The sequence below is a fragment of the Hyphomicrobium sp. 802 genome (assembly GCF_000526135.1).
Lineage (GTDB): Bacteria > Pseudomonadota > Alphaproteobacteria > Rhizobiales > Hyphomicrobiaceae > Hyphomicrobium_B.
On record NZ_JAFM01000001.1, the window covers coordinates 2391420 to 2418281 of the forward strand.

Sequence of the window (26862 nt, forward strand, 5' to 3'; positions counted from 1 at the left end):
CAGATCAGAAGTTGATCAGAGCGCCCATACCGACGTAGTCGAAGTTGTCGTAGGCAAGACCCTGGGTGTTGTTATCGTCATAGTCGAGGTGACGATACTTAACCCAGATCGACATGGCAGCCGCGTCGATTTCCTGAACCACGCCGAGACCCCAGACCTTCGTGGTATCTTCGGTCGCGCCGAGGAGGCCCAAGTTCTCAGACTGCGAGAAGACACCCGAGCCCTTGATGTGCTCGTACTCGCCGTAGAGCACCGTGTGGCCGAGCGGAACCCAACGTTGACGGATACCGCCCTTCAGGTAGTAGGTCTCAGACTGGCCAGAGCCGCTGAAGTCGTAGGTGTCGTGGCCATAAGCACCGTATGCGAACAGGCCCGTCGGGATGTGTTCGACATATGCGCCAGCCTGGAAGTACTGCTGGGTCGCGTTGTTCACGAAACCACCAGAGAAGCCGTTGAGGGCCTCGTCGGTGCTTTCAGCGTAAGACGCAACGGCAGCAACCTTGAAGTCATGCCATTCACCGGCGTAACGCGTGGTGATGGCCCAGATGTCGTCTTCACCCCACGATGCGGACACCGAGAAGCCGCCAAAGGTCGGCGAGTCGTAACGAACGACGTTGCGCGGAACGCCGAAGCAGTCACCCCAGGCGCCGCCTGCGCTCTGGCAGTAGTCGCCGCCCCAGTGTCCAAAAAGGCCACCAGTGTTGGTGCGAATGCCGAAGCTGTTGACGTCGAACGCCACCCAGTTGGCAGGAACGAGCGAGCCCGAACCGTCAACCAAGATCGCTGAGTTGTCAGCTGCGTCGGACTGCTTACCGACCGAGACCTTACCCAGCTGGTCGCTCTTGATGAACCAGAACGACTGCAGCGTCGAGACGCCGTTGTGCGTGCCGGTCAGAGCGTTAACGCCATCAGGCTGGCTTTGGCTGGTCGTCAAGCTGTCGGAGCCGATGGCTTCGATGTGCAGAACGTAACCCGCTGTCCAGCCCGGCAGGATTGTTGCCTGGCCGGTGAACTTCACGTGGCTGCCGAGCGTGGAGCCCAAGTCCGTGACGTAGGCATTCGACTCAGCGCCGTCGTCCCACCACATGACCTGCTGGCCAACCCAACCCGACACCGTGAGCGAGACCTTGCGGTTGCCCTTGCGCGCCGTGGTCGCTTCCAGTTCTGCAATGCGCTCTTCTAGATCTGCGCAGCAGTTGCCGCCCAAGTCTGCCGCAGAAGCGTTCGTCGCGGCGAAACCGCCAGCGAGGACGCCTGCAGCGACCAAAGCGCCTACCCTCATCTTCCTCATTCTACCTTCTCCCGTCTTCAATCACTTCTAGTAGTAGACGCGGTACTTGGCGTTCGCCGTATTGTCGGCCGCATCAAAAGCGATCCACGGCGGAACACCTACCAAGTGACTTCGCCGCTTGCCGGGAAAGTCCGTGATTCGTGGGTTGGCAACAATTGCGGTTTGCGAAACGACCGCGACGAATCCGACAATGTGGCGCAGGGGCAACTAGCCGGATTGTTGGGCAGATGCTCGAAAACTAGCCTAAATAGCTGTTTTTGAAGGCATTATTTTTGTGCGGGCCATGGAAGACGCACTGTGGGTTTTCCACGCATCAGGGAATTCATATGCACACAAATAAAAAGGCCGCCCGGCGAGGGCGGCCTTCAATTTCGATTTTGTGGCTTTGGCCGGGGATCAGAAGTTGATCAAAGCGCCCATGCCAACGTACTGGAAGTCTTTGTAGCCAATGCCGAGATCGTTGTTGTCGCTGTAATCGAGGTGACGGTACTTCACCCAGATCGACATGGCAGCCGAGTCGATTTCCTGGACAACGCCACCACCGATGACTTGCGTGCGATCGTGGGTTGCATCGAGGCCACCGAGCAGGTTCTCCGACTGGGAGAAGACGCCCGAGCCTTTGATGTTCTCGTATTCGCCGTACAGGATCGTGTGGCCAAGCGGCGTCCAGCGCTGGCGGATACCGCCCTTGCCGTACCACGTCTCCGACTGACCCGAGCCAGCGAAGTCATAGTCGTCGTGGCCATAAGCACCGTATGCGAACAGGCCCGTCGGGATGTGCTCGACATATGCGCCAGCCTGGAAGTAGCGCTGGGTCGCGTTATTCACGAAACCACCCGAGAAGCCGTTGAGGGCCTCGTCGGTGCTTTCAGCGTAAGACGCAACGCCCGCAACTTTGAAATCTGCCCATTCACCGGCGTAACGCGTGGTGATGGCCCAGATGTCGTCTTCACCCCACGATGCGGACACCGAGAAGCCGCCGAAGCTCGGCGAGTCGTAACGAACGACGTTGCGCGGAACGCCGAAGCAGTCACCCCAGGCGCCGCCTGCGCTCTGGCAGTAGTCGCCGCCCCAGTGGCCGAACAGAGCGCCGCTGTTGGTGCGGATGCCGAAGCTGTTGACGTCGAACGCCACCCAGTTGGCGGGGACGAGCGAGCCCGAACCGTCAACGAGGATTGCTGCGTTGTCAGCCGCGTCGGACTGCTTACCGACCGAGACCTTACCCAGCTGGTCGCTCTTGATGAACCAGAACGACTGCAGCGTCGAGACGCCGTTAGACGTGCCGGTCAGAGCGTTCTTGCCGTCAGGCTGGCTTTGGCTGGTCGTCAAGCTGTCGGAGCCGATGGCTTCGATGTGCAGAACGTAACCCGCTGTCCAGCCCGGCATGATCGTCGCCTGGCCGGTGAACTTCACGTGACTGCCGAGCGTTGAGCCGAGGTCTGTGACGTAGGCGTTCGACTCAGAGCCGTCGTCCCACCACATAACCTGCTGTCCAACCCAGCCCGACACGGTGAGCGAGACCTTGCGGTTGCCCTTGCGTGCCGTCGTCGCTTCCAATTCTGCGATGCGCTCCTCGAGGTCTGCGCAGCAGTTCCCCCCGAGATCAGCTGCCGATGCACTGCCGGTTGACAGGCTGCCCGCAATCAGGCCTGCCGCCGCCAGGGCACTCAGACTGTACTTGTTCATAGAACTACTCCCGTCTGCTTCGACTTGAGGAATGACAGGCAGGAGCGCCAGCGCCCGGCCCAACACTCTTCTTTCCGTGGTGTTATTTTACCCGTCCTCAAACCCGTCTTTGCGGCCAACGGGTTTCCCCCCGAATCACCGCTCAGGGTTATGTTTTAAGCAGATCTGATTCGGTCGGGGAATAGTGGACGGGCGTTCCGCTGTGGAATTGCGGGGATTTGTGACGGAAAAGTCACGAGCGTTGATGCTGCCACACGGCGGTCACGGGCCGACCTAAATTCGGACGAAGTGACTTCCTCGTCATGCCGGCGGGGAAGGAAAAATCACTGGTGATTCATGTGGTCGCCATGTGGATAAACGGCGTCCGCATGTCCATTCTTTGACCGATTTTGAGGACATCGTCGAGATGCAAAGGCCGAGATTATTACCAAAAGCGCCGACAGGTGTGTCACGACAACCATTTCCGGCTGGGTTGCCTAACTCGCGAGCACGAAGCGTTCATTGCGCTGGCCCTGGAAGGGATCGGTGCGTCTGAACGCGTGGCGAAATCAGTCCTGCATGGCGTCGAGCAAGCAGGCTGACGTCGATGAGCGCTTTGCCGTTTATCCACCCCAAAAAAGCGAGTCCAGCTTCGGCTGATCCGGCTGCGGGGACCTTTAAGCCCACCACCGCAGGGTCGTAAATCGGCGGAAGCGCGAACAACGCGATGTGGACAGTGACAAAAAAACTGTCTGAGGAAATCGACCTGCTTGCGGACCAGCAGGGACGTCGACCAGAGGGCTTTCCCGATGTAGGCATCCGCGTCTGACGTCTGGGACTGCCGTAGCCAAAGGCTGGGTATGAGCAACCTATGGCCGCAGACGGTTGACGAGGAAAATCCTTCGAGGGGATTTTATTGGTGGTTTTGCCCGGTAGAATGCAACGAATGGCGGGTTGCTAACTTCATAATTCGTTGACGAGAAAGTCACACGCCAACGTCTCGCGAGTGGAAAATCTGCCACAATCGGTGGATAGCAGTCGTGGACTGTTCGTCAGTGCTGTCTCGCGATAGCGTTGCGGCTGGAACGTGCGCGCCTCGAGGTTTGGCTGATATCGGAAATGACAGGAAAAATCGTCGATCGCCGGGTACTGCTTGAGAAGGCGGTCGCAGGAACTTTTGCCATGGGCCTCGCCAAGATGGCGTTGGCTGTAACGGATGCCTATGCGGATGGGGCGTCGCCGGCGCCACAACAGAGCCAGCAGGGGACGACCTTCGGAACGACGACGGTAAAAACCGAGGCCAAGCGGCTTTCGGACCAGCCGTTCGTCAAGCCGACGATGGATCTGCCGCCGCCGTTCAATAAGCTGAGCTACAGCCAGTACCGCGATATCCGCTTCCGGCCGGAGAAGGCGATCTGGAAAGGGGATCATCTCGATTTCCAGATCCAGCCGTTTGCCATGGGCTGGCTCTATGACGTTCCGGTCGATCTGTGGATCGTCGACGCCGGTAAGGCGGTTCGACTGGTTGCGGACAACAAGCTGTTTTCGTTTGGGCCGCTGATTGGTCCGGGCCCCGATGCGGCGCCGTTCGGATTTTCCGGGTTTCGTATCCACGGGCCGATCAACCGGTCCGACGCTTTCGATGAGTACACGGTCTTCCAAGGCGCGAGCTACTTCCGAGCCGTGGGCCGTGGGCAGGTCTACGGTGCATCGGCTCGCGGCCTGGCGCTCAATACCGCGCAGCCTGGCGGCGAAGAGTTCCCATTTTTCCGTAGCTTTTGGATTGAACGGCCGAAGCCGATCGCAACCGAACTGGTCATCCATGCGTTACTCGACAGTCAGTCGACGACCGGCGCCTACCGGTTTGCGATCTCGCCGGGAGAGACGACGGTTATGGATGTTGAGGCAACTTTGTATCCGCGTGTTGCCCTGAGCCATGTCGGGATTGGTCCGCTCACGAGCATGTTCTTCCATGGACAGTCGAGCCAGCGGCGGGTCGAAGACATTCGCCCCGCTGTTCACGACAGTGAAGGGCTCGCCATGATCAATGGTGGCGGCGAGCGGCTGTGGCGGCCGTTAAACAATCCGAAGACCCTGCAACTCAGCGCCTTCATGGACAAGGACCCGAAGGGCTTCGGGCTTTGGCAGCGCGACCGCGACTTCCACAACTACGAAGACCTCGAAAGTCATTTCGAGCGTCGGCCTTCGGTCTGGGTCGAGCCGGAAGGTCCGTGGGGGGAAGGGTTCGTCGAGCTTGTCGAGATCCCCATCGAAGATGAGATTCACGATAATATCGCCGCCTATTGGAAACCATCAAAGCAATTGGCAGCTGGCGGTCCGCATCTCTTTAACTACAAGATCTACTGGGGCAGGGATGTCCCGGAAGCCTGGGCCGGCGCCCGCGTCGTCAAGACGCGTGTGGGAAATGGCAAAAAGCCAGGCATCATTGTTTTCGTCATCGATCTGGCAGGACCGTCGGTCAAGGACGCGAAGGATCTGCCAGCCGTGGATTTGTCTGCGAGCGCTGGTCAAATTTCCAACATCAATGTCCAGCGAAATCCTGAAATCTCCGGCGTTCGTGTCTCGTTTAATCTGGCCACGGGCGACAATGAACTCATCGAACTTCGTTGCGTTCTGAAGGCAGGCGATCAACCCGTCTCGGAGACCTGGCTCTATCGATGGACAAAGCCGTAAACGAGAACTTCATAGGCGAGATGCCGGAAGTCACATCGTATTCCAAAACATCGCCCGACGCGGGACCGTGGCGGCATTTGCCGCCGACGGCGCCGCTCGATATGCCGACGCAGGATTTTTCCACGCCGGCGCACGCGAGCACTGAAGTTCGGCGGCGCGGATATTGGGTGCCGCGTACGGCGATCTTTGCTGGCGCTGCAGTGCTGACCGCCGCCTTTGGGCACGAGCTGTTCAGCATCCTGTCGTTCGTCGTCATCACGCCGGTCCAGTTTCTCTTTCTCATTCTGTCGACGATCGCGTTCGGATGGATCGCCATCGGCAGCCTGAGCGCGGCGTTGGGATTTCTGCCGCTGTTCATCGGCGAGCAGCCCGATACCATCGAGCCGCCGCCACCGTCGTCGCCACTGACCGGGCGCACGGCGTTACTGTTTCCGGTTTATCACGAAGACCCCGCGCGGATCGCGGGTGCGATCGAAGCGATGGTGCGTGAACTCGCAGACCTCGGCCGCAATGACAATTTCGACGTGTTTGTGCTTTCCGATACGCGTGGCGACGAGGATGGCGCGAAAGAGGCGGCCGTCTATCGGGCGCTTGCGCTCGAACTCGACGATATCGCGTCGGTTTACTATCGCCGCCGGATGAAGAACACGGCGCGCAAGGCTGGAAACATCTCCGACTGGGTCGAGCGTTTCGGGGCCTCTTATGAGTCTTTCATTATTCTCGATGGCGACAGCGTGATGTCGGGCGGCACGCTCGTTTCGCTGGCCGCTGCGATGGAAGGCGATCCCAAGGCAGGCCTCATTCAGACCGTCCCGCGTCTGGTTGGTGGTGAGACGCTTCTGCAGCGCCTGCAGCAATTCGCGTGCAACACCTACGGTCCGGCGGTAGCCGCGGGCATTGCGTTCTGGCATCGCGACCAGGGCAACTACTGGGGCCATAACGCGATCATTCGCACGGCGGCGTTTGCCTCGGCGGCTGGGCTGCCTGACCTTCCCGGGCGCAAGCCGTTCGGTGGTCACATCATGAGCCATGATTTCGTCGAGGCGGTTTTGCTGCAGCGCGCGGGCTATGGCGTGCACATGATGCCATCGCTCGAAGGGTCTTACGAAGGCATGCCGCCGAACATCATCGATGTGGTGGCGCGCGACCGGCGCTGGGCGCAGGGCAACCTCCAGCATCTGGCCATCGTTTCGCAGCCGGGGCTGACGCCGATGGGCCGCCTGCATCTCGGCATGGGGGCGGCTTCCTATCTGATTTCGGGCGTCTGGGCGATGTCGCTCATCGTCGGTGTCGTGCTGGCGCTGCAAGGCCAGCAGATGATTCCGAGCTACTTCCGCGACGACAAGACGTTGTTTCCAATCTGGCCGACGATCGATCCCGGCGCTGCGTTGCGTCTGTTCATGGGTACGATGGTCGTTGTTCTATTGCCTAAGGCCCTCGGCCTGCTGCTCGCCTGGAAGCAGATGCGCAAGGAGCGGAATTTCTTTGGCGCCATTCGGGTGACAATCGGGGTGCTGATCGAGACGGTCTATTCGATGCTCATCGCGCCGATCTTCATGGTGACGCAGACAGTCGGCGCCGCCGAAATCCTCGCCGGACGGGATTCCGGATGGAAGCCGCAGAAGCGCAACGATGGTGCGATCACGTTTGACGATGCGATGTGGTTTGCGCGCTGGCAGACGGCCATCGGCGGCATCGTCGGGGCCATCACATACACGGTTTCCCCGGCGCTTCTCGCCTGGATGTCGCCGGTGATCGGCGGGCTCATTCTGGCAGGACCGGTAAGCTGGCTGACGTCACGCCGTGCCGGTCCCATCGAGCGGTGGGCGCTGGCGACGAATGAAGACCGCAGGCCGCCGCCGGTTTTGGTCGATGCCGGGCACAGGTCGCGCGATTGGGAACGGAAGATGACGACGCCCGGCGCACTCAGTCCGCTGCCGGACGCTGCAGCGGCCTAGCGAGCCGTCCTCTCGCAGATGCTCTTGCCTAGCCTTCGGCCTGCTTGTCAGCGCCACGCAGCGAACGGACCAATTCGTTGAAGATCTCGCGCACGCGTAGGGGTTCGGAGTCGAGGTAGGGGAGCGGCCGGATCACCTCGACGGCAACTACGCCCAGGCGTGAGGTGAGCGCACCATTGAACGCGCCTTCGCCGAGACGCCGCGACAGTCGCCGCAGCACATCTTGTCCGACGAATTGGCCGAGCAAGTCATCCGTCATGGCGATGCCGCCGGTCGCGATGATGTGGCCGATGACGTTGCGTCCGAGGCGGAGGGCGCCAAGAAGACCCGGGCGTCCGCCATAAAGACTTGCGATCGCGCGGAACATGCGAACGTTCTCGACAAGCACGTAGCCCATCGCAATCCCCATGATGGGAGAAAGCGCGGTCACGGTTGCGACGCGTTTCGCGGATGCCAGGATGACCTTGCGGGCTTCGCCGTCGAGCGGACGCAGCAGCTCGCGATCCGATAGGCGAAGCAATTCGCCGGGCTCTAGAACATCGCCGGAATGGTCTTTGACCCGCGCCAAACCCCAGGAAAGATCGGGACGGCCGCGGTAATGGGCGAGCAAGGCAGAGACGGCTTTGCGTTCGGCCGCGACATCGGGCTTGGCGAGCGTCGCGCGGACGAGGGAACGCAGTTTTGCGAGGCGTGCAAGGCGGCGGAACCCGAGGAGTTCGCGCAGAACGATGCCGAGCAACGCCAGTCCAATAATGACCATGAGGCCGAAGGCGACCCAGCCGATCCAGTCCTGGCGTTCGAGCGCGATGGAAACGAAGCGCGTGAACCAGAGTCCTGCCGCAATCGATGCTAGCGCCGCCATTGCCGAAAGCATGACGCTGCCGAAGCGGAAGCCACGATTGATATCGTTGACCGACAAACGCCGCGCGGGAACGTCCGAACGCCGCGACGTCACGGCGCCGCCGTCGCGAATGTCGTCGGCGGTGAAGTCCGTATCTTCGGTGATGTCGTCTGCCTTGAAGACACGGGGTTTTCGCGGCGGCGGAGCGTTGTCCTCGAAGCTCATGAGAGATAGTCCGAGATCAGGAAATCGAGTGCGCGGTCCAACCGGATATGCGGGAATGCGGCTGGTTTGCCGTCGGGCAGTGTATCGATGAGCTTCGGCGGTGCGAAGCGGACGAGTTCAAGAGAGGCCGATTTTGCGTGGCGCGCCGCGTTCAGCGCAGCGGCCGGGTCGGCGGGAAGGTCGCCCGGAAAGATTGCGGCTTCGGCCGTTCCGTCGAACGTCACGGTGCCGATGCGTTCGCCTTTGATCGGTGTGCCGCGCAGACAGGGTAGGCTTTCGCCGCCTTGCTTGGCGGTTGCTTCGCGGGTGGCGCGCAGGGCTGACAACGCAAGCGCATGAACGCCCGCACCTTCGGTCTGGGCGCGCTTCACTGCTTCGTCGACGATTTCTTTCAGGATGGCTTCGAGCCGGTCGTGACTGGAGGCGGGCAGGTGGTCGGCCTTTGTCGCCGCGAACAGGACGCGGTCGATACGCCGTCCGAGGAACATCGAAAGCCACGAGTTGGCGCCTGGGCGGAACGCGCGCAAAATATCGGTCATAGCGCGTTCGAGATCGCCGACGGCGTCGGCTCCGCGATGCAGCGCTGTCAGCACATCGACCAGCACGATCTGGCGGTCGAGCCGGGCGAAGTGATCATTGAAGAACGGTTTGACGACAGATGATTTATAGCTCTCGAAGCGGCGCATCATCATCGCGGCGAGAGAGCCACGGGGCGGGCGTTCTTCAGACGTCAGCGGCATCGGAAAGAACGTCAGCAGGGGTGAGCCGTCGAGTTCGCCCGGCAGCAGGAAGCGGCCGGGGGCGAGTGTCGATTGGGCGCCGCTGTCGCGCATGGCGCGCAGGTAAGCCGTGAAGAGCTTTGCGCCGGTGATGGCGATCTGCTCGTCTTCGGCGGCGGCCGGATCGGTGCCGGCGAGAAAATCCAGAAACGGCTTGGCATACTCGGCGCGCGACGGCGAACGCGCGAGTGCCAGGGCACCAGCCGAGAAAGCGCGGAAGTCCTGCTCCAGCATCGGCAGGTCGATCAGCCATTCGCCGGGGTAATCGACGATATCGACGTGCAGCTTCGAATATCCGGCGAGGCGCTTAAGAGCGTAAGCCGAGCGGTATTCGATGGTGACGCGCAACTCCGAGATGCGCCTGGTGCTTTCGGGCCAGCGCGGCGGTGTTGCGAGCAGGTCCGCCAGATGCGCCTCATAGTCGAAGCGCGGAATGCTGTCGTCGGGCTGGGGTTCGAGGTAGGCGCGGACGATGCGGTGCTCGGCGTCGGCGGCGAAAAAGGGCAGGCGGCCGCCGCTGACGAGATTACGGACGAGCGCCGTAATGAAGACCGTCTTGCCGGCGCGGGACAGGCCCGTCACGCCGAGCCGGATCGACGGCGTCAGGTAATCGGTCAGGCGCGCCTGCGCATCTTTGATGAGAGAATATGAGATATCAGCCAAGAGGTGCCGCGTGTCGCCAATGAAAAAGGGGCCCGGAAAGGCCCCCCTTTAAGTGGCGTAACTTGCAGGTCGCGACAAGACGTTTCGGGCGCCTGTCTTGCGCCATATCAAGTGCTGCGGCTCAACCGTAGAAAAAGACGATAACGCCTGCAGCCATTACCGCGACGGCCATCAGCATGATGGCGCCTGAACGCAGAAATTCGGACACGGCCTTTCTCCTTTGCCAAGTCCCCCACAACCAGTGTTGGAAGGACCATAGGCTCAAAGGTTTGAATAAGCCCTGACGCGTAGGTTCAGGCGGCGTTCATGGAAGGAAACCGGCGGTTCAGGAGGGAAGTCAGGCGTCGTGGGCCTTGCGCACTTCGAATATTTCCATGATCCGGCAGCCGCGATGGGGGCCGTCGACCACGAACGTCCATTTGCCCTCGGTGAAGGTGTCGCACATCTTGACGCCCTTCACCAGAATCCAGTGGCCTTCCTTACCCTTGTGAATGGCCAAAATGTAATAGGCCCAGGCACTTCTGGGTTTTTGCATCCACGTCCAGAACGTCGGCCGTTCTTTCCTGGCGCGGTGCATGTGGCTTTCTTTCAGCTCCATGCGGTAACCGAAATAGGCGAGCGCGGCTTCGACCTCGTCGGAATAGGTTCCGCGCACGACCGGCTTGCGGTGCGGAGGCAACTCGCGACCTTCGCGAATAACATCTTCGATCTTCGAAATGCCGTAGCCGGTGATCGCGGAGAGCACATACGGACCGCAAAAGGCCACGCGGCCGGTGTCGTTATTTGCCGCGCCGAGACTCGACGACGGTGAGCCGGTTGAAAAGCGATCGGTCATGGGGAAAATGCCCTATACAAGCAACGACGGGATGCTCGACCGATACGGTTAAGCAAACGTTAACGACAGGAGCCCGATCCACACCCATGGCAGACCGCGTCAACGTCTCGTTCTTTCAGGAATTGATGGCCACAGTTGCCGAGCAGGGGCGGGCGCTGCTGCCGAAAGCGCTGTTCCGCGACAGCGCCGGTGAATCGATCGAGGTTCTGTCGCGGGCGCTGATGTCGGGACGGGGCGAAGCCTCAGGCGTTGCAATCGCGCGGCAGCTCCTCAATCAGCTCAAAAAGGCGAGCAGCGAAGAGCGGCTGGCGTTCTATCATTTTCTCGCCGAGGACCTGCAACCTGACGCCGCCGACGTCGCCGAAGCGGCGCGGAATTACCTCGACAACCCATCGGAGAAAACGCTCGGGCGGCTGCAGAGAGCCTCCTACAGCCCGAGACTGGAATTTTTCCGGCGGCTCAACCTGGCGCCGGGAGCAACGGCTGAAATTGTGGCGCTGCGGGCTGACCTTGTTCGTCATATCAAGTCGGACGAGGGGCTGGCTGCCGTTGATCGCGATCTCGAACGACTGCTCGGCTCATGGTTCAACCGCGGCTTTCTCGTGCTTCGCCGCATCGACTGGCAAACGCCCGCGGCGATCCTGGAAAAGATCATTCAATACGAAGCGGTGCACGAAATTCGCGGCTGGGATGACTTGCGCCGCCGTCTCGATCCGAAGGACCGGCGTTGCTTTGCGTTCTTTCATCCGGCGCTGGTCGATGAGCCGCTGATCTTCGTCGAAGTCGCGCTGATGCGCGATACGCCCGATGCGATCTCGACCGTGCTCGACGGCCGTTCAACCGACGATGATGCGCCACCGACGACGGCGGTGTTCTATTCGATCTCAAACTGCCAGGAGGGCCTCAAAGGCGTCTCGTTCGGCAACTTCCTTCTGAAGCAGGTGGTCGAAGACCTGGCGAGGGATGTTTCGACATTGAAGACGTTCGTGACGCTATCGCCGGCGCCGAGTTTCGCGCGTTGGGTCGATCGTGCGCTGGCAAGCGGCAGCGACGTGCCGGTCAGCGCCGAGGACCGCAAGGCGCTCACGCGCCTGCGCGATCCGCGCTGGGTCGAGGATGCCGTCAAGGATGCACCCGGCACGGACGAACTGAAGTCGGCGCTGATGGGGCTTGCCGCCTATTATTATCTCTCTGCGCGCTCGAGCGATGAACGCCCCGTCGATCAGGTTGCGCGCTTTCATCTCGGAAACGGCGCGCGGCTCGAACGGCTGAACTGGCTGGGCGATACATCCGAAAAGGGGCTGCGTGAGGCGCACGGCCTGATGGTCAACTATCGCTACGATCTTGCAGAGATCGAGCGCAATCACGAGGCATATGCAGATCAGGGAACGGTCGCTGCCTCACGCGCCGTTCGCGGGCTTCTGCGGCCGCTGGCGAAGACAAAAGGCCTTGCTGCAATGCCAGAACTACTGGCGCTGCCCGGTGTTTCGAAGACGAAGCGTGTTCGCGGCGAGGAACCGCAATCCTAGTCGCACGGCGCGGCCGGGGCCGCCAAGGAGGCCCTTGTAAAGGCTATTTCCCCGTGCAGTATGGGTGCAAAGTATTGCGCTCTGCGCTGATATTCGGCTGCCGGATCGTAATGCAATTGTCATGATGAAGGTCCGCGATGCGCTACGATCAAAACGACCGGGAAAGCAGCAATATCGAGGACCGTCGCGGTCAAGACGGCGGCGGTGGCGGTTTTCAGTTTCCGGGCGGCAATGGCATTCAAATTCCGATCGGCCGCGGTGGGTTCAGCATCACGACGCTGCTGATCATCGGTGCGGTGATGCTGTTCTTCGGCATCAACCCGCTCGACGTTCTGCTTGGACCGAATAGCCAGATTCAGATGCCGCGACTGCCGCAGACGACAGAGCGGCCCGATCGTTCGCCGTCGAACATTCCGGGTTTACCGGGATCGCAGTCGAAGACAGCCAACAACGACGATGCCGAGAAGGAGTTTATCGGCAAGGTTCTGGCCGATACCGAGGATGTCTGGACGTCGGTGTTCAAGAGCTTCGGCCGCAATTATCCCGATCCCAAGCTGGTCATTTATAATGGTGCCACGCGCACGCAGTGTGGCGTCGGCCAGACGGCGATGGGACCGTTCTATTGCCCGCTCGATCAGAAGGTCTACATCGACCTTGCGTTCTATGATGAGCTGAAGCGCCGCTTCAACGTGGCCGGAGATTTTGCGCAGGCTTACGTCATCGCGCACGAGGTTGGTCACCACGTCCAGAACCAGCTCGGCATTTTGCAGAAGGTGCAGGAGCTGAAGGAGCGCGCAGGCGACGAAGCGACGGCCAACCAGATTCAGGTTCGGACCGAACTGCAAGCGGACTGCCTGGCCGGTGTGTGGGCCAATCTCAACGATCAGATGAAGAAGCGATTACAGCCGGGCGACGTCGAAGAGGCGCTCAACGCTGCGTCTCAGATCGGTGATGATATGATCCAGAAACGGATGACGGGTCGCGTCGTGCCCGATGCATTCACGCACGGCACGGCAGCACAGCGCGTCCACTGGTTCAAAGCCGGTCTGGAGTCGGGTCGCATGGATGCGTGCGATACGTTCAACACGGCCAGCCCGTAACTCGCCGAGCGCATGAAAAAGGGCCGTCCCGGACGGCCCCTTTTTTTGTGTGCGGGCAACCAAATAGAGAAAGCCCGCCGCTTTCTTGTAGACGAGTTTTAGAGCACGTTGCCGCGATAATCGCTGACCTTGCAGCTGATCGATTGTGCCAGAAGCTCTTTGCAGAGCTTACGTGCTTCAGCCTTCGACTTTACCGGTCCGGCAATCAAACCGTAATTCGGATTGCCCGCGGTACCAACGTCGGCATAGCGGGCTTTCAATTGGCTGAGCTGCTCGGGGTGAATTTGCGACAGAGCTCCCCAAGTGATCCGTAGACCGTCGATCGAAGGATCGGTTGCGATCTGGATGCCGTAGGGGTGCGGTGCCGGTTTCACGACGGCCGGACCGAACGAAATCGGCTTGTTTGCGGACTTCTTATCAACGCTGCCGGTTTCGATCGGCGCGCCGACGCGTGGCGTCGAGTTGATGATCTTCGGCGGAGCAGGGCCGCCATCTGCGTCATCGACCGGGGCGGCGTCCGTGCCTGTGGGCTGGTCGGCCGATGCGGTGGTCGTGACAGCCGGCGCCTGGGCAACGCGGATCTTGTCGTCAAGCGCTGCCACTTGCGAACTCAGTTGCTCGGTGTGGGTCGCTTGCGTCGCGACATCGGCTTTGACCATCGAAATATCGCTTTCGATCTTGCTCAGCGACGCTTTCAGGGTCTCGACGTCCGCGGAGACCTTCATGACGGTCGTCTCGGCTGCGTGCTGACGGCCATGCGACAGATCGGGAAGGAGCTGCGGCGCAAAAAAAGCGATGCCAAGATATCCGAGGCCTGCAACACCGAGTACGGCCCAAGCGGCCGAATAGGGCGAAGCGTTGGCTTTCGGGCGCATCGGCTTATCGGTTGCGGGCTTCGTCATGGCGTGTGTCGTCCTACTGCCTTGCGGGTGCTCCGTGTGGCCGGAGCTTCCCCGAATCATTTTCACTACGTGGATGAGGTTGGTTCGGCCTTGCGGCTGCCGCAATGGCATGGCGGGGGAAACATGCGCGAAGCTGTGGACGAAGGCCGAGATGCTGCAGATCGGCTATCCGTCAGTAAAACCACGGCAAAGCGGCTGTGGCGGCATTTGGTCAAGCCATCTTTCCAAGGCGACTGAAGCGGTTGCGGATGCAGGCCTTGCAGCGCATGGAGGGCAGGCGGTATGGCAGGAGCGGGCTGTGCGCGCGGGCATCTTGGCGTTCGCGTTCAGACCCAGGCTGTAGTTGAAACGCAAGGTCATCCATGAGTCCCCGGCCCTGTCTCTATGTCGTGCTTGCCGCTGGCAAGGGCACACGGATGAAGTCGTCGCTGCCAAAGGTGCTTCACAAGATTGCCGGGCAGTCGATGTTGGCGCACGTTCTTGGAACGGCGTCCTCGACCGGCGGCAGATTTGCTGTCGTGGTAGCTCTCGGTGCTGAGGCCGTTGCTGCAGAAGCGAAACGGCTCGTCCCGGATGTTCAGATATTCGAGCAGGCGAACCAACGCGGGACGGCGGATGCTGTGCTGGCGGCCAAACCTGCGTTTCTGGATAGCAAAGGCCTCGACGTTATCGTGCTGTTTGCCGATACGCCGCTCGTCCGGCCGGAAGTGATCGCCGAGATGCGCGATGCTCTGGATGGTGGTGCTGGGATTTCGGTGCTGGGCTTTCGACCGAAGGACCCCACGGGCTACGGCCGGTTGCTGCTCGACGATACTGGCGCATTGACAGCGATCCGTGAGGAGAAGGACGCGAGCGATGCGGAGCGAAATATCGATCTCTGCAACTCAGGTGTCATGGCCTTTCGAGTGCCGGATCTTGCCGGTCTGCTGGCGCGCATCGGCTGCGACAATGCGAAGGGCGAATTCTATCTCACAGACGCCGTGGCGGTCGGTCGCGAGGCCGGTGTGCGTGCGACGGTTGTCGTATGCGACGAGCACGATGTCGTTGGCGTCAATAGCCGAGAGCAACTCGCGCAGGCTGAAGCGATATGGCAGCGGCGTATGCGTTCGAAGTTCATGCGCGACGGCGTGACGATGATTGCGCCGGAGACGGTTTGGCTGAGTTTCGACACCAGGATCGCGGGCGACGTCAGGATTGAGCCGAATGTCATATTTGGGCCAGGCGTCACTGTCGAAGAAGGTGCCGAAATACTGGGGTTTTGCCATGTCGAAGGGGCAGTCGTCGGCAAGGGTGCCAGACTTGGCCCATTCGCACGGCTGAGGCCGGGAGCACGTCTCGGTGAGAATGTTCACATCGGCAATTTCGTCGAGGTCAAGAATGTGACGCTCGGGGCAGGAGCCAAAGCAAATCATCTCTCTTATCTGGGCGATGGTAGCGTCGGCGCGGGGGCGAACATCGGCGCAGGCACGATCTTCTGCAACTACGATGGCTTTAACAAGCAGCTGACGGAGATCGGAGAGGAAGCGTTCGTTGGGTCGAATTCGTCGCTTGTGGCGCCGGTAAAGATCGGGAAGGGCGCCTACATCGGTTCAGGAAGTGTCATCACCAAGGATGTCAGCCCCGGCGCGCTGGCGCTGGAGCGGAACGTGCAGGAGGAGCGACCGGGGTGGGCAGAGAAATTCCGCATCATGATGTCCCGTCGCAAAGCAGCGCAAAAAAAGTAACTGTTAACCAGTTTCGGAATTTGCGTGCGTTCGTCAGGTGCGACGCTTTGAAATATACTGTGATTTGAGAACGTCCTTAACCGGCTTCATCGTCGGATACGGGGAAGCGCATTCGGGGGACCGGTCCAATGTGTGGGATCGTCGGAATTCTCGGGAAATCGTCGGTTTCGACCAATCTGGTCGATGCCCTGCGGCGGCTCGAATACCGTGGATATGATTCGGCCGGCATCGCGACGGTCGAAGGCACAGGTATTGAGCGCCGGCGTGCCGAGGGCAAACTTCGCAATCTCGAAAAGCGGCTGATCTCTGAGCCGTTGGGGGGTCGCACAGGCATTGGCCATACGCGCTGGGCGACGCATGGACGTCCGACGGAGCGCAATGCGCATCCGCACATGACGGGCAAAGTGTCTGTCGTCCATAACGGCATCATCGAGAATTTCCGCGAGCTGCGGACGCAGCTTGAGGCGAAGGGCCACAAGTTCGAGACCGACACGGACACCGAAGCCGTCGTTCATCTCATCACGGAAGAGATGGATCGAGGTGCGAAGCCCATCGAGGCCGTCCGCAATGCTTTGCAGCATTTGCAGGGGGCTTTTGCGCTCGGCATCATTTTCGCGGGCGAAGAGGATCTGATGATCGCGGCGCGAAAGGGTTCGCCGCTCGCAATCGGGCACGGTTCCGGCGAAATGTATCTCGGTTCGGACGCCATCGCCCTTGCACCGTTCACGGATGCAATCACTTATCTTGAGGAAGGCGACTGGGCTGTTCTGCGCCGTTCGGGCGCCGAGATCTTCAATATCGACGGTGTCCGCGTTGAGCGGCCGCTCGTCAAAGCCGTTGCGAGTTCTCTGTTGATCGACAAGGGCAACTATCGCCATTTCATGGCGAAGGAAATTCACGAGCAGCCGGAGGTGATTTCGCACACGCTGGCGAATTACCTCGACATGACGGCTGGGCGCGTTCGTTTTCCCGATCTCGGCGTCGATCTATCGACGATCAGCCGGGTTACGATCTCGGCGTGCGGCACGGCCTATTATGCCGGGCTCGTCGCAAAATACTGGATCGAGCGGTTCGCGCGCGTCCCGGTCGATATCGATGTCGCGTCCGAAATGCGTTATCGCGAGGCGCCGCTGCCGGAAAACGGCCTGGCGGTCTTCGTTTCTCAATCCGGCGAGACGGCTGATACGCTCGCGACGCTTCGGTACGCGAAGGCCAATGGCCAACGTATTGCGTCCATCGTGAACGTCCGGACGTCGACGATCGCGCGCGAATCACATGCCGCGTTGCCGACGCTGGCAGGGCCGGAAATCGGGGTTGCGTCGACAAAAGCGTTCACTTGCCAGCTTTCGGTTCTGGCTTGTCTCGCAATTGCGATCGCCCGGGCGCGGAACACGATCACGGCTGAGCAGGAGGCATCTCTCATCAAATCTTTGATGGAAGTGCCCCGGCATGTGGCGTCCATTCTGAGGAGCGATGAGGCCTACCTGGCCGTCGCTCACGAACTGGCAAAAGCGGACGATGTGCTGTACCTGGGGCGTGGGTCGAGCTTCCCCATCGCCCTCGAAGGCGCGTTGAAACTCAAGGAAATTTCTTACATCCACGCCGAGGGCTACGCCGCTGGTGAGCTGAAGCACGGTCCCATCGCGCTGATCGACGAAAGCGTGCCGGTCGTCGTGGTGGCACCGGAGGACGAACTGTTCGAAAAAACGGTTTCGAACCTTCAGGAGGTTGCGGCGCGGGGCGGGCAGGTCGTCCTGATTTCGGATGCCGATCCGGATAAGGCCGGATGTAAACTTGCCGGGCATATCCCGATGCCAAAGGTTGACCCATTTGTCGCGCCAATGATCTATGCTGTTCCTACTCAGCTCATCGCCTATCAGACGGCGGTGCTGATGGGGACCGACGTTGACCAACCCAGGAATCTGGCGAAGTCAGTTACGGTGGAGTAGCCCAAAGCCGGCGCATTGGGGGTGGGGGCCCTTAATTCGCCTCGTTCCGCTGGTTCAATTATCAGCGCGAAGGGAGGGTTACGCCACTTCAGAACGTGACCATTGGGGAAGGTACGGGAGATGACGCAATTCCAAGTGCTCGCGCGCCAGGCGGCGCTCGCTGCTACTGTGGCGTGCGTATTTGCAAGCACCCTTGCGGTTTGGCCGTCTATCGGCGAGGCGCGTAAGGCAAAAGCAGCGAGCGGGCCTGCAGGTCCGTCGGCGCAAGGTCCGCAGGCTGGTGCGGGTGGCGATGCCGCTCAGAAGGCTGCCGAGACCGAAGCGGCCAAAAAAGCCTATGATGCCGGCCTCAAGGCTTATGCCGCCGGGAAATTCAAGCCGTCGATCGAACAGCTATCGGTGGCGATTAAATCCGGCAAGCTGTCGTCGCCGGAATTGGCCAAGGCAATGTTCACACGCGGCCGGGCCTACAAAAAGGACAATCAAGCAGGTCTGGCGATTTCCGATCTCACAAGCGCGATCTGGCTGAAAAACGGATTGAGCCCCGATGAGCAGAAGTCGGCGATGGCCGAGCGGTCAGAGGCCTACAGCATGGCCGGCCTTTCGGATACCGGCAGCCGACCCGACCAGCGCGTTATCGGCACACCTGCCGTCGCTTCAGCACCGGCGTCGAATGTGACTGCGAATGCAGCGCCAGGACCGAACGCCGGTTCCGCAGGGCTGTCGGCCGCGGCCGTCGCCGAGGCCGCCAATGCCCAGAAGGCAGCCGCCAATACGGACGCGGCGTCGGCTGAGAGCACACCTTCGCCCGTCAACGGCGAAACGACACTTCAGTCTGCAGCTGCTGGCAATATCGCCGGGACCCCGGCAAAGCCTGCGTCATCGGGCATTGCGGGCTTCTTCGGCTGGGGACAGTCGTCCGCGCCGCAGTCACAACCGGAGCCCGCGCCTGTCGCAGCAGCGCCAAGCACAGGATCGTCATTCACTCAGACGGTCACCGCCATTCCGGGCAATGTGTCCGGTTTCTTCTCAAACATATTCAGCGGCGGCGGCTCGTCAACGCCAGCGCCAGCGCCCGCAGCACCGCCACCGGCTGGCGTGACGACGGCATCGACCGTTGCGGTTGCGCCCGAGACATCAAGCTGGAGCAGTGCGACGACTGTTGCAAACCACGGCCAACATGACGTGATCCGCGCCGAGAAGGCATCCTATTCGCGAGAAGCGCAACCTGTTGCTCCTGTCGTGACGAAGGGCAAGTTCAAGATCCATATCGCGGCGCTGCGCTCGAAGGCTCAGGCCGATGCGTTGGCTCAGAAGCTCATGGCGGAGCACGGCGCGGAGCTTGGCAATCATCGGCCGGTCGTCGATTCCGCAGTGATTGGCAGCATGGGCACCTTCTATCGGGTCCGTATCGGCGGCTATGCTTCGCAAGCCGAGCCGCGAAGCCTCTGCAACAAACTCAGAAGCAGTGGCCTTGACTGTCTGGTCGTGACAAACTGAGGGATGCCCGTCCCTCCGTCGGGTTTGATGCTCGAGTAGGAGAGAATGGTTCCTCCCCCGGTTGATCCTGAGCACGATGTCCGTCGCGTGATGGGCGTTACGCCGTCCGACGCGCAATTGACAGCGGGCCTCAAGCGCCTTGCGAGCGACAGCGGAAAAACAGGCTGGCGGCTCGGCTCGCGTTTTCGCAACGCGTTCCTGACGGGCCTCGTCATCGTCGGCCCCGTCACCATTACGCTTTGGCTGATGTGGGGCGTGATCCATTGGATCGACGCCTGGATCAAGCCGCTCTTGCCGACTTGGTTCAATCCCGACACCTATTTGCCATTTCCGGTTCCGGGCTTCGGGCTGGTCATCGCCGTTTTCGGTTTGACACTCATCGGCGCGCTCGCTGCAAACCTTCTCGGCCGTGCGCTGGTGTCTTCCGGCGAACTGATGATGTCGCGCACGCCGATCGTCCGTAACGTTTACGGCGCGCTTAAGCAGATCTTTGAGAGCGTGATCTCGACGACGGGTCCGAGCCAAAGCTTTCAGAAGGTGGGGATGATCGAATTCCCCTCGAAGGAGATCTGGAGCCTCGTGTTCGTGACGGGCGAGACGACCGGCGAGATCAAGGACGTGCAACCCGGCGGTGAGGGCGATCTGTTGACCGTCTTCATGCCGACCGGCATCGTGCCGCCGACGGGCTTCATCTGTTTTGTGCCGCGCTCGAACGTGGTGTTCCTGAACATGACGGTCGAGGAAGCGGCCAAGATCATTCTATCGGGCGGCATCGTCATGCCGAATACCGAGCAGGAAAAGCTCAAGCTTCTTGCTGAGGCTGCCGCGAAGAAAAAATCACGCTTCCGGCGCGGTGGCGACAAGCCGGCTGCTTAGATATCCGATTAACCCTCCCCCTTGCGGGGAGGGTGGCGCAAAGCGCCGGGTGGGGGGCTGCGATCAAGAGCCGATAGCCCCCACCCCTAACCCCTCCCCGCAAGGGGGAGGGGAATTTTGATGACGATCTTGAACGTTCGGACGCGGTGAGCGCTTGGGTGTCTTCGGCCGATCTAGGCAGCACGAAACAGTCGGACGGCTTCGTCGCATTCGAAGAGGTAGAGCAGCGTGCGCAGCGCTTGGCCACGCGGCGAGACGAGGTTCGGGTCTTTTTCGAGTATCAGCACCGCGTCGTCGCGTGCCGCTTCGAGGAGGGCATCGCGTCCTGGAACATCGGCGATACGGAATCCCGGGTCACCGCTTTGGCGCGCACCGAGAATTTCGCCGCCGCCGCGCAGCTCCAAATCCTTTTCCGCGATTTTGAAACCGTCTTCGGTTTCTTCCATCATCTTGAGGCGTGCTTCGGCGGTCTCGCCGAGCGGCGATTTATAAAGCAGCATGCAGAAGGATTCCCGCGCACCGCGGCCGACGCGTCCGCGCAACTGGTGCAACTGGGCGAGGCCGAAGCGCTCGGCATGCTCGATCACCATGATGTTGGCGTTCGGCACGTTGACGCCGACTTCGATAACGGTAGTTGCGACGAGAATTTTGAGCCGGTTCGCGGCGAACGCGGCCATCGTCTCGTCTTTCTCTTTTCCGCTCATGCCGCCGTGGAGCAAGCCCACCGTGTCGCCGAAGAGTTGGCGGAGATAGGCATAGCGTTCTTCCGCTGCGGCGAGATCGGTCAGCTCGGAGCTTTCGATCAGCGGGCAGACCCAATAGACCTGCGCGCCTTCCTCAAGCTGTACGCGGATGCGGTCGATCAGACGTTCGAGCAGTTCGAGCGGCGCGGCCTTGGTGACGACGGGTTTGCGTCCGGCAGGCTTCTCGGTGAGCTTCGAGACGTCGAGGTCGCCGTAATGGGTCATCAACAGTGTGCGCGGAATGGGCGTGGCGGTCATGACGAGGACGTTGGTGTCGCCATTCGTGCCTTTCGACTGCAAAGCCATGCGCTGGTGGACGCCGAAGCGATGCTGCTCGTCGATGACGGCAACCGCGAGATCCTTGAAGATCACATCGGATTGAAACAGCGCGTGCGTGCCGACGAGAATGTCAATCTCGCCCGATGCCAAGCGCGAGATGACCGCGTCGCGGGCTTTGCCCTTTTCGCGGCCAGTGAGAAGCGCAAGGCGCAGCCCGGCGGCGTCAGCGAGCGGCGCGATGGTGTCGATATGCTGACGGGCGAGAACTTCCGTCGGCGCCATCATCGCAGCCTGGGCGCCCGCTTCCACTGCGACCGCCATCGTCATCAGCGCAACGACGGTTTTGCCGGAGCCGACGTCACCCTGCAGCAGACGCAGCATGCGGTGGGAAGCTGCGAGGTCAGCCGAAATTTCTTCAAGCGCGTTCTTCTGTGACCCGGTCAGCGAGAAGGGAAGCGCGGCGGCGATTTTGGCGCGGATTTCGCCGTTGCCCGACAACCGGCGTCCGCGCTCGGTCTTCAGGTTGCGGCGGACGAGTGCGAAGGCGAGCTGTCCGGCCAGAAGCTCGTCGAAGGCGAGGCGCTGCCATGGTGCTGCGCCGCTCGAAACATCCTGCGCATCGCCGGGGCGATGGACGCGGGAGATTGCGTCCCTGAAGTTCGGCCAGTCGCGCGCCTTCAGCCAATGGGCCTCTTGCCATTCGGGAAATTCGGGGACGCGATCGACGGCCTGACGTGCGGCTTTCAACGCGATCTTTCCGGAGAGGCCGGCGGTGAGCGGATAGACAGGCTCCAGCATCGGCATCTCGTCGCGGGCTTCCGGCGAGACGATGTAATCGGGATGGGACATCTGTAGGTTTTCGCCGTAGCGTTCGATACGTCCGGAGACGAAACGGATTTCGCCGACGGGAAGCTGGCGCTCGATGAACTTGTGCTCGGCGTGGAAGAACACCAGATCGATGCGACCGGTCTCGTCCTCGCAGGTCACTTTGTAGGGCGCCTTGGTGTTTCCGCGCGGCGACGGCTTATGTTTCAGCACGCGGAGTTCCAGGGTGACGATGGTGCCGGGGATGGCCTCCGTCAGGCGCGGCTGGCTGCGGCGGTCGATGACGCCGGTCGGCATGTGCCACAGTACGTCGATGACCCTGGGTTCGCTGATGCCGGGGGGCAGGGCCAGGCACTTCTTCAGCAGCAGGATCAGGCGGGGGCCGATGCCGCCGAGCGTCTGTGCCGATGCGAAAAGCGGGTTCAGGAGGGCTGGTCGCATCGTCGAAAGGGGCCTGCGGTTGTTCGAATTCGCGGCCGCGCCCTAAGGTCGCGGCAATAAGCATCGTCCGCCGCGCTAGGCGAGCCAAGCTGCGGGCGCTATACGAGCCCTTCGCGAATGACGCACCGTGACGGCCGGCCGGCACTCCGTCAAGCTGCCGGCAGCGCTTTATACCATTGCCATGCAACCTGAGCTGCATATGACCGACGAACTTGAAACGCGCAGGCGGCGGGCGTCGTACCGCGCGCATCACCGCGGCACGAAGGAAATGGACGTCCTTGTCGGACGTTATGCCGATGACCGGCTGCCGGGCTATTCTGGCGACGAGATCGCGCGCTTCGAGCGGTTTCTGACTATTCCCGATCCGGCGCTGCAGCAATGGATCTTCTCGGGCGAGGGTTTTGCGGGCATCGAGTTCGAAGATCTTGTGAATGACATTCGCGCCTTTCATGGCCTGAGCGCCGCGGCGAGCTAAGACGAGTTGATGACGACAGACGTTCAAAATTCACGCGCAATCTTTTCAGGCGTTCCGGAAGGCTTCGACGGCCGCGTCATCGCGGACGTGACGAAGGCCGCGCGCTCGGGCGATCTGCCGGGCATTCATCTGCACGTGGCGCGCGACGACCGGCGGCTCGACGAGCTGCAGGCGGCGGTGGCGTTCTTCGCGCCCGACGTTGCAATCGTGCCGTTTCCGTCGTGGGATACGGTGCCCTACGACCGCACGAGCCCCAATCCGGAGATCGTCTCGAAGCGCATCACGGCGCTCGGCAAGCTCGCGGTTGGGGGCCGCAAAAAGCCGACGCTGGTGCTGACGACCGTCAATTCGATTTTGCAGCGTGTACCGCCGCGCAGCTTCATTCGCGGCGCGGTGAAGACGATTGCGCCGGGGCAGCGGCTCGATCCGGCCGATCTGATCCGGCGGCTGGAGTCCTACGGTTACGACCGTTCGAGCACGGTGATGGAGCCCGGCGAATACGCGCAACGTGGCGGCATCGTCGATCTTTATCCGCCGGGACGCAGCCTGCCGATCCGGCTCGATTTCTTCGGCGACCAGCTGGAGACCATCAAGGCGTTCGATCCCGAGACGCAGCGCTCGCAGAAGCCGGTGCCGAAATTCTCGCTGATGCCGGTCAGCGAAGTGGCGTTCGGCGAAGCGGCGACGGCGCTGTTCCGCACGCGCTACGTCGCGCTGTTCGGCGGCAACACGGGCGACGATCCGCTGTACGAAGCGGTCAGCAGCGGGCGCCGCTATGTCGGCCAGGAGCACTGGCTGCCCCTGTTTCATCCGAACCTCGAGACGCTGTTTGATTACCTCCCGGGTGTCGGCATCAGTTTCGATCATCTGGCCGATGAAGCGGTGCAGCGGCGCTTCGAACAGATCCGTGAGCACTATGAAGCGCGCGTCGACTCGCTCGAAGGCCAGCGTTTCGGCGCGCCGCCGTACAAGCCGGTGCCGCCCGATCAAATGTTCCTCGACGGCAAGGACTGGAAGGCGGCGCTCGATGCGCGCACCGTTTCGCGCCTGACGCCGTTCGACGATCCGGGCACGACGAACGTCTATCAGATGCACGGCAAGCGCGGGCGCACGTTCGCGGCCGAGCGCGCCAATCCGGACGCGAACGTCTTCGATGCGGCGGTCGGGCATATCCGGCGCGTTCAAGGCGACAACCGGCGCGTCATCCTTGCATGCTGGACGCCGGGCGCGCGCGAACGGCTCATCACTCTGCTTGAAGATCATGGCCTGAAGGACACCGTGAAGGTCGACGACTTCGCTGGCGTGCAGGCGATGCGCCCCAAGGAGACGGCGTTCGCGGTGTTCGGCATTGAGGAAGGCTTCGAGACGCCGGACTTTGCCGTCATCGCCGAGCAGGACATTCTGGGCGACCGGCTCGTGCGGCAGCGCCGCCGGGCGAAAAAGGCCGCTGACGTTCTCACCGAGGCGACGAGTCTTTCGGTCGGCGATCTCGTCGTGCACAGCGATCACGGTATCGGTCGCTTTCATGGGTTGCAGACGATCACCGCGCTCGGCGCGCCGCACGACTGTCTGGAACTGCATTACGCGGGTGGCGACAAGCTGTTCCTGCCCGTCGAAAACATCGAGCTGCTGTCGCGCTACGGCTCGGACGAGGGTGACGCGCAGCTCGACCGTCTCGGCGGCGTCGGCTGGCAGACACGCAAGGCCAAACTCAAAAAGCGGCTGCGCGAGATTGCCAACGAACTTATCAAGATCGCAGCGATGCGGGCAATGCGGGAAGCACCCGTGCTCATTCCGCCGACCGGCGCTTACGATGAATTCGTCGCGCGCTTTCCTTACGAGGAGACGGAAGACCAGGCGGCGAGCATCGATGCCGTTCTTGCCGACATGGCGTCAGGAAAGCCGATGGACCGCCTTGTTTGCGGCGACGTCGGTTTCGGCAAAACGGAAGTCGCCATTCGCGCGGCGTTTACTGCTGCAATGAACGGTTTGCAGGTTGCGGTCGTGGTGCCGACGACCTTGCTGGCGCGGCAGCACTACCGCACATTTGCGCAGCGCTTTCAGGGCTTGCCGGTGACGATCGCGCAGGCGTCGCGCATGGTCAGTGCGAAGGACCTCGCCGAGGTGAAGGCGGGACTGAAGTCGGGCAACGTCGACATCGTTGTGGGCACGCATGCGCTGCTTGGCAAGGGCATCGACTTCGCACGGCTCGGACTACTCATCATCGACGAGGAGCAGCACTTCGGCGTCAATCACAAGGAACGCCTAAAGAAGATGCGCGAGGACGTGCACGTGCTGACGCTGTCGGCGACGCCGATCCCGCGCACGCTGCAACTTGCACTGACGGGCGTGCGCGAACTTTCGCTCATCACGACGCCGCCGGTCGACCGCCTCGCGGTGCGCACGTTTATTTCGCCATTCGATCCGGTGATTTTGAAGGAAGCGCTCAGACGCGAACGCTTCCGTGGCGGCCAAACGTACTACGTCGCGCCGCGCATTTCTGATCTCGACGACATCGCGGAATTCTTGCGTGAAGCGGTGCCCGATCTGGCGTTTGCGCGCGCTACGGGGCAGATGTCGCCGACCGAACTCGAAGACGTCATGACGGCGTTCTATGAGGGCAAATACGACATTCTACTTTCGACGGCGATCGTCGAGTCCGGTCTCGACGTGCCGAATGCGAATACGCTGATCGTGCACCGCGCCGATATGTTCGGCTTGGCGCAACTTTACCAGCTTCGCGGACGCGTCGGCCGTTCCAAGACGCGCGCTTACGCGTACATCACGACGCCGCCCGATAAAAAGCTGACCGAGGGCGCGGAGAAGCGGCTCAAGGTTCTGCAATCGCTCGATACGCTTGGCGCGGGCTTCTCGCTGGCATCGCACGATCTAGATATTCGCGGCGCAGGCAACCTGCTCGGCGAAGAGCAGTCGGGTCATATTCGCGAGGTCGGCTTCGAGCTCTATCAGTCGATGCTCGAGGAGGCGGTCGCGGCGATGAAGGGCGGCGATCTCGAAGCGGACGACAAGTGGAGCCCGGAGATCCAGCTCGGTACGTCGATCATGATTCCGGAAAGTTACGTCACGGATCTACAACTTCGCCTCGGTCTCTATCGGCGTTTGTCGAGTTTCGAAAAGCGCTCCGAGATCGATGCGTTCGCAGCGGAATTGGTCGATCGCTTCGGTCCGCTGCCGGACGAAGTCGGCCATTTGCTCGACGTCATGGAGATCAAAGGGCTTTGCCGTACGGCGGGAATTGCGAAGGTCGATGCGGGTCCCAAGGGCGCCGTCATCACGCTTTACAAGGGGCGGTTTGCGAACCCCGAAGGACTCATCTCGCTCGTGCAGAATTCACGCGGGCTTCTCAAGGTGCAGCCCGATCAGCGGCTCGTCTATCGCTCGGATTGGGACTTGCCAGAGCTGCGTCTCAAGGGCGTGCGCGCGCTGGTGCAGCAGTTCGCCGACCTCGCCGCGAAAACCAAAAAGGCGGCTTAACCTGCCTTATGCGGGATCTTTCCTCCTCGTCATGCCGGCGTAGGCCGGCACCCAGACAACGATCCGCATCCGT

17 protein-coding genes are annotated in these 26862 nt (G+C 61.4%); 10 read left to right on the forward strand and 7 right to left on the reverse strand.

From position 1 onward, the window contains the following. Positions 1 to 4: 4 nt before the first annotated feature. On the reverse strand, positions 5 to 1291 hold the full coding sequence (locus HYP802_RS0111970; RefSeq protein ID WP_013947542.1) for a hypothetical protein: 1287 nt from the start codon (positions 1289 to 1291) through the stop codon (positions 5 to 7). 396 nt (positions 1292 to 1687) lie between these two features. Beyond that, positions 1688 to 2977 carry a porin gene (locus tag HYP802_RS0111980; RefSeq protein ID WP_013947544.1) on the reverse strand — a complete coding sequence of 430 codons (1290 nt, stop codon included), beginning with the start codon at positions 2975 to 2977 and terminating at the stop codon, positions 1688 to 1690. A 1098-nt stretch (positions 2978 to 4075) separates the two neighbouring features. On the opposite strand from HYP802_RS0111980, the gene HYP802_RS0111990 reads away from it, so the two are divergent. Together HYP802_RS0111990 and mdoH are read left to right on the forward strand one after the other, a co-directional pair. Beyond that, entirely contained in the window at positions 4076 to 5650 is a 1575-nt protein-coding gene (locus tag HYP802_RS0111990; protein ID WP_013947546.1) for a glucan biosynthesis protein, read from the forward strand. Then, positions 5635 to 7608 carry a glucans biosynthesis glucosyltransferase MdoH gene (mdoH, locus tag HYP802_RS0111995; protein WP_013947547.1) on the forward strand — a complete coding sequence of 658 codons (1974 nt, stop codon included), beginning with the start codon at positions 5635 to 5637 and terminating at the stop codon, positions 7606 to 7608. Before HYP802_RS0111990 ends, mdoH begins: the two co-directional genes overlap by 16 nt. A gap of 28 nt (positions 7609 to 7636) precedes the next feature. Here mdoH and HYP802_RS0112000 read toward each other — a convergent pair whose 3' ends face one another. From HYP802_RS0112000 to HYP802_RS0112015, 3 genes are all read right to left on the reverse strand, one after another. Beyond that, positions 7637 to 8674, reverse strand: a complete 1038-nt coding sequence (locus HYP802_RS0112000; RefSeq protein WP_013947548.1) for a TIGR01620 family protein — start codon at positions 8672 to 8674, stop codon at positions 7637 to 7639. Next, on the reverse strand, positions 8671 to 10116 hold the full coding sequence (locus HYP802_RS0112005) for a YcjX family protein (RefSeq protein WP_013947549.1): 1446 nt from the start codon (positions 10114 to 10116) through the stop codon (positions 8671 to 8673). Before HYP802_RS0112005 ends, HYP802_RS0112000 begins: the two co-directional genes overlap by 4 nt. A 337-nt stretch (positions 10117 to 10453) precedes the next feature. Continuing rightward, complete coding sequence (locus HYP802_RS0112015; protein WP_013947550.1) at positions 10454 to 10951, reverse strand: hypothetical protein; 498 nt, start codon at positions 10949 to 10951, stop codon at positions 10454 to 10456. 86 nt (positions 10952 to 11037) lie between these two features. Here HYP802_RS0112015 and HYP802_RS0112020 point away from each other — a divergent pair, with 86 nt between their 5' ends. Together HYP802_RS0112020 and HYP802_RS0112025 are read left to right on the forward strand one after the other, a co-directional pair. Continuing rightward, positions 11038 to 12480, forward strand: a complete 1443-nt coding sequence (locus HYP802_RS0112020; RefSeq protein WP_013947551.1) for a malonyl-CoA decarboxylase — start codon at positions 11038 to 11040, stop codon at positions 12478 to 12480. Positions 12481 to 12617: 137 nt separating this feature from the next. Then, a complete protein-coding gene (locus tag HYP802_RS0112025) occupies positions 12618 to 13580 on the forward strand; it encodes a neutral zinc metallopeptidase (RefSeq protein ID WP_013947552.1) in 963 nt (320 codons plus the stop codon). Positions 13581 to 13678: 98 nt separating this feature from the next. Here HYP802_RS0112025 and HYP802_RS0112030 read toward each other — a convergent pair whose 3' ends face one another. Beyond that, a complete protein-coding gene (locus tag HYP802_RS0112030; RefSeq protein ID WP_013947553.1) occupies positions 13679 to 14482 on the reverse strand; it encodes an SPOR domain-containing protein in 804 nt (267 codons plus the stop codon). A 362-nt stretch (positions 14483 to 14844) separates the two neighbouring features. On the opposite strand from HYP802_RS0112030, the gene glmU reads away from it, so the two are divergent. The 4 genes from glmU (at position 14845) to HYP802_RS0112055 (ending at position 20531) form a co-directional block, all read left to right on the forward strand. Then, positions 14845 to 16206, forward strand: coding sequence for a bifunctional UDP-N-acetylglucosamine diphosphorylase/glucosamine-1-phosphate N-acetyltransferase GlmU (gene glmU / locus HYP802_RS0112040; RefSeq protein ID WP_013947555.1), 1362 nt, complete (start codon positions 14845 to 14847; stop codon positions 16204 to 16206). Between the two features lie 128 nt (positions 16207 to 16334). After that, the gene (gene glmS / locus HYP802_RS0112045) at positions 16335 to 18155 is read left to right on the forward strand and encodes a glutamine--fructose-6-phosphate transaminase (isomerizing) (RefSeq protein ID WP_013947556.1); all 1821 of its coding nucleotides are present in this window, start codon (positions 16335 to 16337) and stop codon (positions 18153 to 18155) included. A 120-nt stretch (positions 18156 to 18275) separates the two neighbouring features. Then, positions 18276 to 19655, forward strand: a complete 1380-nt coding sequence (locus tag HYP802_RS0112050; RefSeq protein ID WP_013947557.1) for an SPOR domain-containing protein — start codon at positions 18276 to 18278, stop codon at positions 19653 to 19655. 45 nt (positions 19656 to 19700) lie between these two features. Continuing rightward, the gene (locus HYP802_RS0112055; protein WP_013947558.1) at positions 19701 to 20531 is read left to right on the forward strand and encodes a DUF502 domain-containing protein; all 831 of its coding nucleotides are present in this window, start codon (positions 19701 to 19703) and stop codon (positions 20529 to 20531) included. A 173-nt stretch (positions 20532 to 20704) separates the two neighbouring features. On the opposite strand, the gene recG is transcribed toward HYP802_RS0112055, so the two are convergent. Further along, on the reverse strand, positions 20705 to 22819 hold the full coding sequence (recG, locus tag HYP802_RS0112060) for an ATP-dependent DNA helicase RecG (RefSeq protein ID WP_013947559.1): 2115 nt from the start codon (positions 22817 to 22819) through the stop codon (positions 20705 to 20707). A 199-nt stretch (positions 22820 to 23018) separates the two neighbouring features. Here recG and HYP802_RS0112065 point away from each other — a divergent pair, with 199 nt between their 5' ends. Next, entirely contained in the window at positions 23019 to 23294 is a 276-nt protein-coding gene (locus HYP802_RS0112065; RefSeq protein WP_024275831.1) for a succinate dehydrogenase assembly factor 2, read from the forward strand. Between the two features lie 9 nt (positions 23295 to 23303). Next, positions 23304 to 26789 (forward strand): transcription-repair coupling factor, encoded by a 3486-nt coding sequence (gene mfd / locus HYP802_RS0112070; RefSeq protein ID WP_013947561.1) that lies wholly within the window; start codon positions 23304 to 23306, stop codon positions 26787 to 26789. Positions 26790 to 26862 lie beyond the last annotated feature (73 nt).